This is a genomic window from Paraburkholderia sediminicola (assembly GCF_046026855.1).
In the GTDB taxonomy this organism is placed as follows: Bacteria; Pseudomonadota; Gammaproteobacteria; order Burkholderiales; family Burkholderiaceae; genus Paraburkholderia; species Paraburkholderia sediminicola_A.
Map to the genome: position 1 here is coordinate 438832 of NZ_JAQQET010000001.1, position 13131 is coordinate 451962.

13 protein-coding genes and 1 pseudogene are annotated in these 13131 nt (G+C 59.4%); 4 read left to right on the forward strand and 10 right to left on the reverse strand.

What is annotated here, in order from left to right; all coding sequences use genetic code 11:
- Positions 1-24: 24 nt before the first annotated feature.
- The 8 genes and pseudogenes from PQR40_RS01930 to PQR40_RS01965 all read right to left on the reverse strand — a co-directional run bounded on the left by PQR40_RS01930 (position 25) and on the right by PQR40_RS01965 (position 7584).
- On the reverse strand, positions 25-966 hold the full coding sequence (locus PQR40_RS01930) for an ABC transporter substrate-binding protein (RefSeq protein ID WP_408508308.1): 942 nt from the start codon (positions 964-966) through the stop codon (positions 25-27).
- A 108-nt stretch (positions 967-1074) separates the two neighbouring features.
- Positions 1075-2100 (reverse strand): ABC transporter permease, encoded by a 1026-nt coding sequence (locus PQR40_RS01935; RefSeq protein ID WP_408227685.1) that lies wholly within the window; start codon positions 2098-2100, stop codon positions 1075-1077.
- A gap of 24 nt (positions 2101-2124) precedes the next feature.
- Positions 2125-3637: pseudogene (locus PQR40_RS01940) on the reverse strand (sugar ABC transporter ATP-binding protein).
- A gap of 304 nt (positions 3638-3941) precedes the next feature.
- On the reverse strand, positions 3942-4583 hold the full coding sequence (locus PQR40_RS01945) for a DsbA family oxidoreductase (RefSeq protein WP_408508309.1): 642 nt from the start codon (positions 4581-4583) through the stop codon (positions 3942-3944).
- Between the two features lie 138 nt (positions 4584-4721).
- A complete protein-coding gene (locus PQR40_RS01950; protein ID WP_408508310.1) occupies positions 4722-5204 on the reverse strand; it encodes a cupin domain-containing protein in 483 nt (160 codons plus the stop codon).
- A 96-nt stretch (positions 5205-5300) separates the two neighbouring features.
- Complete coding sequence (locus PQR40_RS01955) at positions 5301-5705, reverse strand: cupin domain-containing protein (RefSeq protein WP_408508311.1); 405 nt, start codon at positions 5703-5705, stop codon at positions 5301-5303.
- A gap of 15 nt (positions 5706-5720) precedes the next feature.
- The gene (ampC, locus tag PQR40_RS01960) at positions 5721-6890 is read right to left on the reverse strand and encodes a class C beta-lactamase (RefSeq protein WP_408508338.1); all 1170 of its coding nucleotides are present in this window, start codon (positions 6888-6890) and stop codon (positions 5721-5723) included.
- A 184-nt stretch (positions 6891-7074) separates the two neighbouring features.
- A complete protein-coding gene (locus tag PQR40_RS01965) occupies positions 7075-7584 on the reverse strand; it encodes a DUF1993 domain-containing protein (RefSeq protein ID WP_408227667.1) in 510 nt (169 codons plus the stop codon).
- Positions 7585-7958: 374 nt separating this feature from the next.
- On the opposite strand from PQR40_RS01965, the gene PQR40_RS01970 reads away from it, so the two are divergent.
- The 4 genes from PQR40_RS01970 to PQR40_RS01985 all read left to right on the forward strand — a co-directional run bounded on the left by PQR40_RS01970 (position 7959) and on the right by PQR40_RS01985 (position 11681).
- Positions 7959-8819 (forward strand): class I SAM-dependent methyltransferase, encoded by an 861-nt coding sequence (locus tag PQR40_RS01970; protein WP_408388021.1) that lies wholly within the window; start codon positions 7959-7961, stop codon positions 8817-8819.
- Positions 8820-8885: 66 nt separating this feature from the next.
- Positions 8886-9968 (forward strand): sensor histidine kinase, encoded by a 1083-nt coding sequence (locus PQR40_RS01975; RefSeq protein WP_408508312.1) that lies wholly within the window; start codon positions 8886-8888, stop codon positions 9966-9968.
- The gene (locus tag PQR40_RS01980; protein WP_408227658.1) at positions 9956-10660 is read left to right on the forward strand and encodes a LytR/AlgR family response regulator transcription factor; all 705 of its coding nucleotides are present in this window, start codon (positions 9956-9958) and stop codon (positions 10658-10660) included. The genes PQR40_RS01975 and PQR40_RS01980 overlap by 13 nt, the downstream gene beginning before the upstream one ends.
- 109 nt (positions 10661-10769) lie before the next feature.
- Positions 10770-11681 carry a sterol desaturase family protein gene (locus PQR40_RS01985; protein ID WP_408508313.1) on the forward strand — a complete coding sequence of 304 codons (912 nt, stop codon included), beginning with the start codon at positions 10770-10772 and terminating at the stop codon, positions 11679-11681.
- Between the two features lie 38 nt (positions 11682-11719).
- Here the strand turns inward: PQR40_RS01985 and PQR40_RS01990 are convergent, their stop codons facing one another.
- Both PQR40_RS01990 and PQR40_RS01995 read right to left on the reverse strand, forming a co-directional pair.
- The gene (locus PQR40_RS01990; RefSeq protein ID WP_408508314.1) at positions 11720-12106 is read right to left on the reverse strand and encodes an ester cyclase; all 387 of its coding nucleotides are present in this window, start codon (positions 12104-12106) and stop codon (positions 11720-11722) included.
- Positions 12107-12260: 154 nt separating this feature from the next.
- Positions 12261-13040, reverse strand: a complete 780-nt coding sequence (locus tag PQR40_RS01995; protein WP_408508315.1) for an SDR family NAD(P)-dependent oxidoreductase — start codon at positions 13038-13040, stop codon at positions 12261-12263.
- Positions 13041-13131: the final 91 nt, after the last annotated feature.

Consider the following 13131-nt stretch of genomic DNA (forward strand, 5'->3'; position numbering starts at 1 on the left):
TCTCGCCGCGCCTTGTGGCGACGCTCAATCGTAGAGCACGGCGGCGATCTTGGGATCGCTCATATTGCTCTTGTCATACCAGTAGAAGCCCGTGTCGACTTTCTTGGGCAGCTTCTCGCCCTTCAACGCCTTCACCGCGGAGTCGACGACGCATTTGCCGATGCCGACCGGGTTCTGCGTAATGGCACCGGCCATCAACCCCGAATTGATGTCGTCCTTTTGCTCCTTGCCGGAGTCGTAGCCAATCAGGACGAGTTTCTTGCCCGATTCCTTGACGCCGATCGCGGCCCCTTCGGCCGAGCCTTCATTCGAGCCGAAAATGCCCTTGAGATTGGGATTGGCCTGGATCATCGTCTTGGCGATTTCCGCCGACTTCAGATGGTCGCCGCCGCCATACTGGACCGAGACGATCTTGATGTTCGGATGCTTCGCTTTCATCTCATTCAGGAAGCCGTCGCGGCGATCGATGCCGGTGCGGCTCGTCTGGTCGTGCACGACCAGGCCGACTTCACCGGCATTGCCGATCGCCTCGGCCATCTTGTCGGCGGCGAGTGCGGCAGCGGCAATGTTATCCGTCGCACAGGTGGTCAGCGGAATGTCGCTGTCGACGCCGGAGTCGAACGCAATGACCGGTATCCTGGCGGCCTGCGCCCGCTTCAACAACGGAATGGCCGCTTTGCTGTCGAGCGCGGCGATGCCGAGCGCCTGGGGTTTCTTGGCGAGCGCGGCCGAGAGCATGTCGATCTGCTTATCGACCATAGCCTCGGTTTCCGGACCTTCGAACGTGATCCTGACGTTGTGCTCCTTGGCCGACTGTTCCGCACCGGCTTTGACGGCCTGCCAGAACTGATGCTGGAAGCCCTTCGAGATGAGCGGGATGTAGACGTCTTGCGCGTACGTAACACTCGTCCCGCCAATGAGCGCGCCAACGCCGACCACGACACTGATTAGTCTTCTTTTCAACATGGGGTTTCTCCTCCTAAGTTGGCCATCAACCTTCAGCCGTTGGGGGAGCCTTTGGCGCTCCCTTTTCTTGATCTTGTTCCGCGCAACACCAGCCTTCGTCGAACTTCGTCAGCTTTTCCTGCGCCGCAAAATATCGGCATAGACGGCGAGAATGATGATGAGGCCGGTCACCACGATCTGCCATTCCTGAGCGACGGACATGATGCGCAGGCCGTTGGTCAGCACGCTCATGATGAAAGCGCCGATGATCGTGCCCAGAATCGTGCCCGATCCACCGCTGAGCGAGGTCCCGCCGATGACCACGGCCGCGATCGCTTCGAGTTCGTAACCTTGACCTAGCGCCGGCTGGGCCGAATTCAGGCGCGAGGCGATGAGCAGCCCGGCAATGCCGCAAATTGCGCCGGCAAGACCGTAAATGGCGATCTTCCACCGATCGACATTCACGCCGGAAAGGCGGACAGCTTCTTCGTTGCTGCCGAGCGCAAAGGTGTAGCGGCCGAGCGCCGTGCGGTTGAGCGTGATCGAACTCACGACCGCAAGGAAAAACAGAATCAGGACTGCGTTTGGCACAGGCAGACTCGGCAGCAGATAGCCGATGAGCGAATCCTGAGAGATCCGGTAGAAGTTTTCGGTGTCGCTGAAATAGATCGGCTTGTCCGCCGAGACAACGAGTGAAAGCCCTTTCAGCAGCAGCATCATGCCTAAGGTGGCAATGAACGGCGGTATTTTCATTTTCGCCGTGAGGGTTCCCGAAATACTTCCGCAGATCGCGCCGGTCCCAATCGCCGCCACGACGCCGGTCCACATCGGCAAATGCCAATAGGTCAGAAACACGCCGCAAATAACCGCCGTGAAGGTCATCAACGTGCCGACGGACAAATCGATGCCTCCGGTGATGATGACAAACGTGCAGGCAATCGCAAGAACGCCGTTGACCGCCGTCGCCTGCAGAATCCCGAGCATATTGTCCATCTGCATGAACGCGGGAGACGCGAAGCTGAAAAAGACCAGCAGCAGGATCAGGCTCCCGAAGGCGAGCAGCTTTTGCAGCGCGGTCGGCGTGAAGACGCGGGCTCTAAGGCCGGACAAGCGTCCCTCGTTAGCGAGCGCCGAAGTATCCGATGGCAGTGTCATAAACTGAACGTCTCCTCTTCAGGCTCACGCCGCTTTCAAGGTTTCACGCTGCGTCGCCAGTTGCATGATGCGCTCCTGCGTCGCCTCCGTCGCGAGAAGTTCGCCGGTGATGCGCCCCTCGCACATCACAACGATCCGGTCGCTCATGCGCAAGATTTCCGGCAGCTCCGAGGAGATCATCACGATCGCCTTGCCTTGCTCGGCAAGTGCGCGCAGCAGTTTGTAGATTTCGCTCTTGGCGCCGACGTCGATACCGCGCGTTGGCTCATCGAAAAACAGCACATCGCAGTCGCGTTCGAGCCATTTCGCAATGACTATTTTCTGCTGATTGCCCCCCCGAAAGAAGCCGCACCTCCTGCGCCGCGGAGGGCGTACGAATGGCGAGCAGACTGATGAAATGAGAGGCCGTCCGGCGTATCTGGGCGCGGCGCAAGAAAAAATTGAGCGACAGAAACTTGCGCAAGTTGGACATCACGATGTTCGCTTCGACGCTCATTCCAGTCGCAAGACCGAAGCGCTTACGATCTTCCGAGAGATAGCCGATGCCGCGCGCTACCGCATCGCTCGGATTCCTGATCGTCACCTTCGCCCCTTTCACGACAATCTGGCCGGATTCAACCGGATCGGCGCCGAACACCGCGCGGGCGACCTCCGTACGGCCGGCGCCCATCAAACCGGCAAAGCCCAATATCTCGCCTTTGCGCAGCGCGAAGCTGACGTCTCTGACCAGCGGTCCGGCATTCAGATTTTTGACTTCGAGTGCGACCTCGCCTTTGCCTGCCTCGTTGCGGGAAGGCGCTGCGTCAGTCAAGGTTCGCCCGACCATCATGCCGATAATCGCTTCGACGCTGGTGTCCCCAGCGGTGACCGTGGCCACATATTCCCCGTCACGCAACACGGTGACGCGGTCGGCAATCTGCTTCAGCTCGTCCATCTTGTGTGAGATGTAGACGATCCCCACACCCCGGCTCTTCAGCTCACAAATGATGCGGAAGAGCTCGGCGATCTCGGCGTCGTTAAGCGCCGAAGTAGGCTCGTCCATGATCAGGACGCGCGAGTCGAAGGACAAGGCCTTGGCGATCTCGACCATCTGCTGCCTGGCAACGGTGAGGGTGCTGACAACCGCGCGCGGGTCGAGAGTCACATGCATGCGGGCAAGAATGTCGCGCGCTTGCGCATTGAGTTTGTCTTCGTCGAGGAACAAGCCGAGGCGTCCGCGCGGCTCGCGACCGATAAACATATTCTGGGCGACGGTCAGATGATTCATCAGTTGGAGTTCCTGATGAATGATGCCGACGCCCAAGGTCTGCGCTTCGCGCGGGCTCAAGAACTCGACCGGCTGACCGTCATAGAGGATTTCGCCCGTATCCCGGGTGTAAACGCCGGCGAGGATTTTCATCAGCGTCGACTTGCCGGCGCCATTCTCGCCCATCAGCGCGTGGACCTCGCCCGCCATGAGTTCGAACTGGACTTCGTGAAGCGCCCTCACGCCGGGAAAGCTCTTGTTGAGCCTTTTGACGGAAATGAGGGGGGTCATGGCGTGGATTGAACGACAATTTCGCAACCGCCGCTGGCCTCATTGCGAGGAGCGGGTCGAAAAAGCGTTGGGCACCGCTGCCCCGGGTGTCGCCGGGTATTGCGGCTGGAATCGCGGCTGAAATCGTAACGAGAAGCCAGACACATTGCTGGGCCCCCAAACCGATGTGCCACGATTTTACGCTGCTGGATGGCAGCGGCTCAATTAGGCATTCCCTGGTATCGTCAGGCAAATGTTGCGGGATTCAGTATGCGGTCAATGAACCCCGCTCCTCATCTGCCGATGCGATAGCCCCAACGCCGCACTACGCTTCGGCCAGAATCTGCTGGATGACCTGCTCGAAGGTTTCCACGGGTTGTCCGCCGCTCACCAGATAGCGGCCGTTAAAGATGATCGCCGGCACCGACTGGATGCCCTTGGCCTGGTATTCCCGCTCTTCCGCACGAACCTCGTCGGCATAGTCTCCGTTTCGCAGCACCCTACCCGCCGCTTCGGCATAGAGCCCCACGGATCGGGCCGCGTCGACCAGGACTTCGTGATTGCTCGGGTCTTTGCCCTCGGAATGATAGGCCCGCAGCAGCGCCAGTTTGAGTGGCAACTGCTTGCCCTCGATGCCGGCCCAATGCATCAGACGGTGCGCATCGAAGGTGTTATAGACGTGCGCACGCGGGCCGAAGGTAAAGCCGACGCTTGCCCCACGCTCGCGGATCATCGCTTGCGTTTCGGCGATCTGCGCCGGTGTGCGTCCGTATTTTTTGCCAAGATAATCGACAATGGCCTCGCCGTCCGGACCCATTTCCGGATTCAACTCGAAGGGATGTACCACTATCTGGGCATCGACCGCTTCGCCAAGACGCGATAGTGCAAGCTCGAGCGATGACAGGCCGATTGCACACCACGGGCATGCGATATCGGAGACGAAATCGATTGTGAGTTGTTGAGTCATAGCTTTCCTGACGAGAATAACCTGTGGCACGGCCGCCTCGGTGCGACAAAAAACGGCCCACAGAGTAGCCTAGCCTGAATCGCCAATATTTGCAGAGCCGCGCACCGGACGCACGCCGAAGCGGTCATCCGCGCTGCGTCAGTCCGGCATTCCGTTATGGTCGCCGAGCGGTCTGGCGGGCCAGTCGACCCAGCGATCCTTGCGGGTCAGCTCGTATGCTTCATTGACCGGGTAACGAATGCGGTTGTCGTCGCGCGGACGTTCGCCGATCACCATCAGCCTGACTTCGTCCTTCGTATTGTTGATGAAGGTGTGGCAGATTCCCGTGCCTGCCGGAAACGCCACGGAATTTCCTTCGGCAATGGCATGAAGCACGCCGTCGATCCAGACATCGGGCTTGCCTTCGAGCACATACACAAATTCCTGCTCGGTACTTTCGGCATGTGGATACGACGTCCGCCGGCCGGGCAGAAGTCTCACATGATGAATGCCAATACGCGTGATGCCGAGTGCCTCGGAAAGCGGTGCGTCCAGCGCCATTTTCTCGGTATCGCCGCGATAGGAATGCGCATCCGGTTCTTCGAGTTCAGTCCAGTGCTTGATGAAATCGGGTCGGCTCATCGGTCATTCTCCTTCAGGAACCACGGTCGATAATAGCCGCTTGCACAAGGAACGCAACGCATTCGGTCCAGCAACGAAAACCCACGTCGCCCCCAGTCATTCTGGCGCACGAATGTTGAATGGTTTTCCCGGCACCCAGGCCCAGGTCGCAATCACCTTCGCCCCCGCAGGACCCGCGGTAGTGACGTGAATGACATCGGCGGGCATCCGGTAGCTCTCACCCGCGTGAACGATGCGTGTTGGTTGACCATTGACCTGCACCGTCACCTCGCCCTCCAGCACATAAGCGACCTCAGGCCCGGTTGCTTTATGCCGCGGCTTCGAGGCGTTCGGAGGAAATTCGGCAATACCCATGCCCATTTCCCGATCGGTTCCTGGAATCGTGACCCGTTGCAAAACGACTGTGTCTTTCGCCGCCGGCGCGTTTTCGGCCGCTTCGACTGATGGTTGGACACACATGAGCGCCGAAAGAACAAGCGGAAGGTAGCGAGCGCTTTTCATCGAAGATGGTCCTGCTTATTGGCCGTCGTTGGCGAGTGACGTGAGAATCCGGTATGCCGCGGTGACCCGCTCATCAATCGGGAAATTCTTGTTGGCGAGAATCACGATCCCCAGCCGCTTCTGCGGAATGAACGCGATGTACGCGCCGAAGCCGTTGGTCGAGCCGGTTTTATTGATCCAGACGTCGTCACGAGGAGGCTGCGGCGGCGTTATTTCAGTAACCGGTGTTGCGTTGAAGATCATCGCCGACGAATTCCCATCCAGAAGCGTCTGCAATTTGACGGGATAGAGATATTGCTCCCATACCAGGTCCTGGGTCATCGGCCCTGCCTTGAAGTACCCGGTGTGGGTATCTGTGATCGCGCGCTGAAGCTTCGGGTCGAGTTTGATCAGACTCATGTTGGCTTCCACGAAGCGGATCATGTCCGCAGCCGTGGTCCGGATGCCGTAGGCTTCATCGGACAGAACCCCGGGTGCCATTCTGATCGGCGCACCTTCTTTCGTGTAGCCCTGAGCGTAATCGCTCAATTTCCCAGCAGGAACGTTGATGTAGCTGCGCTTCATATCAAGCGCGGGAAACAGACGGTTTTCCATCAGCACGCTAAAGTCCTGACCCATGCTCTTCGCTGTTATGAGGCCAAGCGCGCCAATGCCGGGATTGGCATAAGTCCGAACCGTTCCGGGCGCATAGGTGGGGTGCCACTGCCTGAAATATTCCATCAACTGATCGTTGTTGCGGATGTTGTCGGGCACTTGCAAGGGGAGCCCTCCGGGCGTGTGCGTACCCAGATTGAGAAGGCTGACATTACCGAACTTGCTATTGCGCAGAGACGGGAGATACTTGCCCGGCTGATCCGACAAAGACAGATAGCCGCTTACCTGTGCATACGAGGCCAGCGTCGCCGTCAAAGTCTTGCTGACCGAACCCAGTTCGAACAAGGTGTCGCGCGTGACTGGCTGTCTGGTTTCGGTCGACGCCAGGCCGTAGTTGAATACGTAATGCCTGTCACCGTCGACGATGCCCACCGCCATGCCGGGAATACGATTGCTCGCCATGATCGGTTGTATGGCACGGTTCACTGCACTCGCGATTCTGTTTTGCTGATCGTCGGCCGCGTGGCTGACGGCCGCGGCCGCACAGGCAAAAAAAGTTGTTGCTATAAGGCTGATGGTTCTGAGCTTCATTTCCTGATCTGTCAATTTCGCGCAGGTGGGCGACGTTCGGGCGGGTTCGCTGAAAAAGGAGTATGCGTGCTCACAGATTCATCGACTATCGACGATATCTTGTCCGTGGCGAAAGAAAATCTTTCGCATAACACGCGATCTCCTCCCACCGTTTGCCGTTAATTCCCCGCCCGCGCTTCGACGATCAGTAAGATCCCATATAGTCGCGCTTGCCGATATCGACGCCGTTGTGACGCACAATCGCGTAGGCCGTCGTAACGTGGAAGAAAAACTGCGGTAAACCGTAGTTTTGCAGATAGGCGCTGCCAACCAGCTTCTTCTCTTTCGGCGTGCCCGGACGCAGGACGATTTCCTTGCCCTCGCTACCTTCGAACTGGGCGGCCTCGAGCCCGCCGATGTACGTCAACGCCTTGGCGATAAGCGCCTGCAGGTCCGCAAACGTAACTTCGGTATCGGGCCACGACGGCACCTCGACGCCGGCCAGGCGCGAGCTGATACCTTTGGCGAAATCGGCCGCGATCTGTACCTGGCGCACGAGGGGAAACATGTCCGGGAACAGGCGCGCCTGCAGCAGCGCGTTCGGCTCGATGTTCTTTTCGGTGACGTGTGCTTCGGTTTTCTTCAGCACTTCGGACAATGCAGTCAGCATTTGCTTGAAAACTGGGACGGAGGCGCTGTAGATGGAACTCGTCATGATCACTCTTTCGGTCAATGTGGGATGCCGGCGCGGAAGATACCGCGTCGGCCGGTTTAATGTCTGGCTGGCGATAAAACGTGCTGGCGGTCAGGCAACAGACCTGAAGCGGGGGGAAGGTTACCATCGTCCTGGTTCGAACGTCTGCTCAATCCTGCCAGCGGATCCGGGCGCGGACATGGTTCGTCGCTGAGTTCGTGCAGGTGATATTCTTGCTGCTCACTGCATTTCTACACGCGGATGCACGTGTCAAACGATTCCCGATGTTCCCGATAGAACGCCAGGGGGCCGAAGCAACAACGCTTTCTTGCATCGCCCGGCACAGTACTGATAGATCGGCTTCAGACGAAGACGAACAAACAGGATTGAAAGTCATGAACGACAAGCAGGATGTGGCGCCAGACAGCACAGCAGCGCGAGTGGCCTTGTGGCGCGCGCTGCATGTCGAGGCCGATCCCCCGCCGCATGTGCTGGAAGACACAATCGGCCTTAAGCTACTCGCCCCGGACGAAAACTGGCGCAGCCGCGGGGACATGGACCCGCAGTTCACCCGTCCCTTCCGCGCTTCAATCGTGGCCCGCGCTCGCTTCATTGAGGACCTGGTCGTGGAACAGGCCGGCCGCGGGCTGAGTCAGTACGTCATCCTCGGCGCGGGCCTTGACACCTTCGCACAGCGGCGGCCGGAGATCGCTTCCCGCCTCAGGGTGTTCGAGGTCGACCCGCCCGGTCCTCAGGCATGGAAGCGTGAGCGCCTGATCGAACTCGGTTTCGGCGTCCCGGACTGGCTGCGCTTCGTGCCGGTCGATTTCGAGGCAGGGGGGACCTGGCGGGACGGGCTCATGGCCGCCGGCTTCGACGAAAGCAGGCCGGCAATCGTGGTCTCCACGGGCGTCAGCATGTATCTCACCAAAGAAGCGAATGCGGCCACGCTGCGCCAGGTCGCGGCCCTCGCCCCAGGATCGACGCTCGCCATGACGTTCCTGCTGCCGCTGGAACTGGCGGACCCCGAGATACGTCCCGGGCTCGAGATGGCGGAAAAGGGAGCACGAGCCAGCGGCACACCGTTCCTCAGCTTCTTCACCCCGCCGGAGATCCTGGCGCTGGCCCACGAAACGGGCTTTACGGAAGCACGGCACGTGTCAGCGGCAGATCTTACGCAGCGCTACTTCACGGGAAGAACAGATGATCTGCGGCCGCCAAACAATGCTGAGGAACTGCTGGTAGCCAATACATAGCTGCCGCATACTTTCCGGCATCGACATAAGCCCTGCGCCGGGGAAAAGCGCGAATGAGCCAGGTCAATGAACACCCGCTACCTCGTCGGCGAACCCAAATCACCAAGCCCGTGGCGACGCCTGCTATGGCTTTGGATCGCGTTCTGGCTGCTCATGCTGGCAGTGGGGATGCAGGAATCTTTGTGGACAGGCAAACTGCTCATCTGGCAGCCGCTCGTCAACTACGGCTCGTCAGCGCTCGGCGCCACCGTGCTGGCTGCCGTGCAGAAGAGACGCGCGGACCGGTTCGACAGTTTTCTCAACCAGCCACTGCAATGGTTTCTCCGCGTCTGGGCATGGATGCCGCTGCAACTGGTCCTTTACGTCACTGCGGTGTACGCGTTGCGGATCGGCATCTACGCACTCGCCGGCGTAAGGTTCCGGCACGGGCCGTGGGCCGAAGTGGCGGCTTACGAAGTGACGCAATTCGTGCTGTTCTACGCGTTACTCGGGGGTGTTCAATTCGGCCTTCGTTCCTATAGAGCGTGGGCCGCCGAGCGGTTGCGCTCCGCACAGCAGGCAAACCTGGCACGGCAGGCACAACTTGCCCAGTTGACCCAGCAACTGCAGCCACACTTTCTCTTTAACGCGCTGAACACCATTTCATCGCTGATCCACAGCGATCCCGACACGGCCGACATGCTGCTCACCCGGCTCGCGACATTGTTGCGCGCCGCCACCGACGCGAGCCAGCATCCCGAACAGTCACTGGCCGACGAACTGACGCTGCTTCACGCCTATGCGGACATCATGGCCCGGCGTTTCGCCGATCGGGTCCAGATTTCGTGGGAGGTCGATACCACAGCACAGACTTGCCGTGTCCCCACGCTCGGACTTCAGCCGCTGCTGGAGAACTGCTTCCGGCACGTCGTCGAGCGGCGCAATGCATTCACGCACATCGCGATACGCATACAGCGCAGCGCGAGATATCTGCAGATCGAGATTGAGGATGACGGAGATTTGCAGCACCTTCCTGTTAAGCGTGGTGTGGGCCTTGGTAATCTCGAGGACCGTTTGCACTCGTTGTACGGCACGCAGGCGAGTCTCGACTTGCGACTGCGACCGGGCGGTGGCCTGATCGCCGGGATGAGACTGCCGTGCGTGTGCTGATCGTCGACGATGAAGCGCTAGCACGCAGCAAACTGCTGCGCATGCTTCGGGCATTTCCCGACGTCGAAGTCATTGGTGAAGCCGCCGATGGCGCGGCGGCGCTGACGCTGGCCGCACAGCTACGGCCGGACGTGATCTTCCTCGACGTACAGATGCCCGAGATCGATGGCTTCGACGTGGCCGCGTCGCTGCCGGACGACGGTCCGGCGCTAGTGTTCGTGACCGCATTCGACCAGTATGCGTTGCGAGCATTCGACGCTCATGCAGCCGACTACCTGCTGAAACCTGTCGAGCCGGAGCGCCTGCAGCGCGCCGTGCAGCGCTTGCGCAAATCGGTCCGTGGCACGGCCCGCCCGAGCGTCGGCATGCCCGCCCATCTGATGATCGCCGAGCGAGGGCAAACGCATGTCGTGCGTTGCACCGATATCGAATGGCTGGAGGCCGCCGACAACTACGTCAACATCCATCTACCCGGGCAGAGCCTGCTGATACGCCGCACGCTCGCCGCCCTGCTCAATGACCTCGACCCGGCGTTTGTCCGTACACATCGCGGCGCTGCCGTGGCACTGGCCGCCGTGCTCACTGTGCGGCCACGGGGAAAGGGCGATGCCACCGTCGTTCTACGCAGCGGTGTCGAGGTGCCCTGCAGCCGGCAGCATCGGGAAACACTGATGCAACGCCTCCGGCAATAACGCAGATCGCGCAATCCGCCCCACCGCAGACCCAACTCGTCCCAGTTCGATTGCGAACCAGGGGGCGTCAAACTACGCTGGCTGGTATCACGATAGGGATGATCCGGTCATGGCTGCGTTGCTCACGATACTTAAGTTCGCTGTCGTCCTGGTCCTCGCCTCTTCATTGGCCGAGGCTCTGGTGCTTTCTGTCCGGCGCGGCTGGCGCGGCTACGACTGGAGGGCGGCCAGTATCTCGGTGGCCGACTATCTCGTTCGTGAGTATCCGTTGCAATGGTTGCTACCGCTTGCATTCTGGAGCGACTCAATGAACTGGTTCTGGCGGCACAGGCTCTGGACTTTACCGATGAACCATTGGAGCGGTTGGCTGGCGTGCTTCGTTGGCCAGGAGTTCTGCTATTACTGGTATCACCGTGCAGCCCACCGGACGCGCTGGTTCTGGTGCACCCACGCCGTCCACCATTCATCCAATGAACTCAACCTGGCCGCCGCGTACCGTATCGGTTGGACTGGCCGCCTTACCGGTTCGCTGCTGTTCTTCGTGCTCGCGCCGCTATTCGGTATGCCGCCCCAGATTGTGCTGATGCTGCTTTCGCTCAACCTGCTCTACCAGTTCTGGCTGCACGTAACCTGGGTTCCGCGTCTTGGGCCGTTGGAATGGATTCTCAACACACCTTCCGCGCACCGTGTGCATCACGCGTGCAACATCGAATACCTCGATGGAAATTACGGCGGTGTGCTGATCGTGTTCGATCGACTATTCGGTACTTACATCGCGGAACGGCGCGACGTACCGTGTCGCTTCGGTCTGGTCCGGCCGACAACGACTTATAACCTGCTGGCCATCGAGTTCGATCACTGGCGCGCGCTGTGGCGCGATCTCATGACCGCGCGTTCCATCCGCGAGGTATATGGCTATGTGGTCAAGCCACCTGGCTGGCGGCCGGATAACAATGGAGAAACGACCGAAGATCTACGGCGCCGGGCAGATCCACCATCCTTCAGAGTGGAACAGGGATAGGGGCTCACATCGGAATGAGAGACGGGCAATTGATAGTGCTAAAGCTGCGCTTCGATAGCCGCCTTGTCTATCACTGACCATACGTGCTCAATCTTTCCACCCTGAAATTGATAGAACACGTTCTCGGTAAAGGACACGGTCTTCCCGTTTACGTTGAGGCCAAGGAATTTTCCCTTCGGCGTACAGAGGAAGGCCAGGCGGCTAGCTATATAAGGCGAATCGGAAACCAGCAGCTGGATGTTGAAATGGAGGTCTGGGATTTCACTGAAGTCTCTCTCCAGCATCTCGCGATAACCCGACAACCCGATCCGCTGACCGTTGTAGTACACGTCGTCATGAACAAATTGCCCCAGGTTTGGCCAGTCCTGTTTATTCAGGCAGGCAATGTAGTCTCGGTATACGTCGGAGAGGTCGGCTTTATTCATGGCGATTGCCCTATCCTTTTACAAGGTCCTGCAGCAATGTGGGACGAGTTGATATTCTGCAGCCAAGAATAGCACCTCGAAAATCGAATCGCTCCCCGCCGCCATGTCCAGCTTTTGGGAAATGAAGGAGCGGTTCACCGCCCCTCATTTCCGCCTAGATAACCATCCCGCCCGAGACTTCTATACGCTGGGCATTGACCCAGCGATTGTCTTCGGACAGCAGCGACGCGATCATGGGGCCGATGTCGTCGGGCAAGCCCGCACGGCCGAGCGCCGTCACCTCCGCCACGCGCTTGTTGATCTCGGGATTGTCGCGGACCATGCCGCCACTGAAGTCCGTGGCGACTGCGCCTGGCGCGACGGTATTGACGGCGATTCGACGCGGACCGAGCTCCTTCGCCAGATAGCGAGTCAGAACCTCAATCGCGCCTTTCATGGACGCATAAGACGCACTACCCGGAAAAGCGACGCGGGTTAAGCCCGAGGAAATATTCACGATGCGGCCCCCGTCATTGATGAGCGGCAGCAGCTTCTGCGTCAGAAAAAATACGCCCTTGAAATGGACGTTGTAGAGACTGTCCAGTTCTTCCTCGGTTGTCGTGTCGAACGGCGCGTGATACGAAATGCCGGCGTTGTTGACGAGGTAGTCAAAGCGCACGGCGCCCAACTGGACAAGTGAGGCCCGGACCTGCGCCACGAACGAGTCGAACGTGCTCACTTTCCCGGTATCGAGCGGCAATGCAATGGCGCTTTGCCCCTCCTCTGCCACCAGGTTCACGACCTTTTCGGCTTCTGCCTGATTGGAACGATACGTGAAGATGGAACTGACTCCGCGTTTCGCGAGGTGCAGCACGGTATTGCGGCCCAGGCCGCGACTGCCTCCTGTCACGATTGCGATCTTCGAGATGGCATCTGCTGATTTTCCTGCTGTCATTCCGCGCTCCACGTTAGGTGTGTAGCTGCAAGCTTATTCCGGCCGGTAGCGAGGCTGAATGCCCTAACTGCCCTACTTCTTGCCTAATCCT

Coding starts and splice junctions, on each gene's coding strand:
- PQR40_RS01930 (WP_408508308.1), bottom strand. CDS start 966: ATGTTGAAAAGAAGACTAATCAGTGTCGTGGTCGGCGTTGGCGCGCTC.
- PQR40_RS01935 (WP_408227685.1), bottom strand. CDS start 2,100: ATGACACTGCCATCGGATACTTCGGCGCTCGCTAACGAGGGACGCTTG.
- PQR40_RS01945 (WP_408508309.1), bottom strand. CDS start 4,583: ATGACTCAACAACTCACAATCGATTTCGTCTCCGATATCGCATGCCCG.
- PQR40_RS01950 (WP_408508310.1), bottom strand. CDS start 5,204: ATGAGCCGACCCGATTTCATCAAGCACTGGACTGAACTCGAAGAACCG.
- PQR40_RS01955 (WP_408508311.1), bottom strand. CDS start 5,705: ATGAAAAGCGCTCGCTACCTTCCGCTTGTTCTTTCGGCGCTCATGTGT.
- ampC (WP_408508338.1), bottom strand. CDS start 6,890: ATGAAGCTCAGAACCATCAGCCTTATAGCAACAACTTTTTTTGCCTGT.
- PQR40_RS01965 (WP_408227667.1), bottom strand. CDS start 7,584: ATGACGAGTTCCATCTACAGCGCCTCCGTCCCAGTTTTCAAGCAAATG.
- PQR40_RS01970 (WP_408388021.1), top strand. CDS start 7,959: ATGAACGACAAGCAGGATGTGGCGCCAGACAGCACAGCAGCGCGAGTG.
- PQR40_RS01975 (WP_408508312.1), top strand. CDS start 8,886: ATGAACACCCGCTACCTCGTCGGCGAACCCAAATCACCAAGCCCGTGG.
- PQR40_RS01985 (WP_408508313.1), top strand. CDS start 10,770: ATGGCTGCGTTGCTCACGATACTTAAGTTCGCTGTCGTCCTGGTCCTC.
- PQR40_RS01990 (WP_408508314.1), bottom strand. CDS start 12,106: ATGAATAAAGCCGACCTCTCCGACGTATACCGAGACTACATTGCCTGC.
- PQR40_RS01995 (WP_408508315.1), bottom strand. CDS start 13,040: ATGACAGCAGGAAAATCAGCAGATGCCATCTCGAAGATCGCAATCGTG.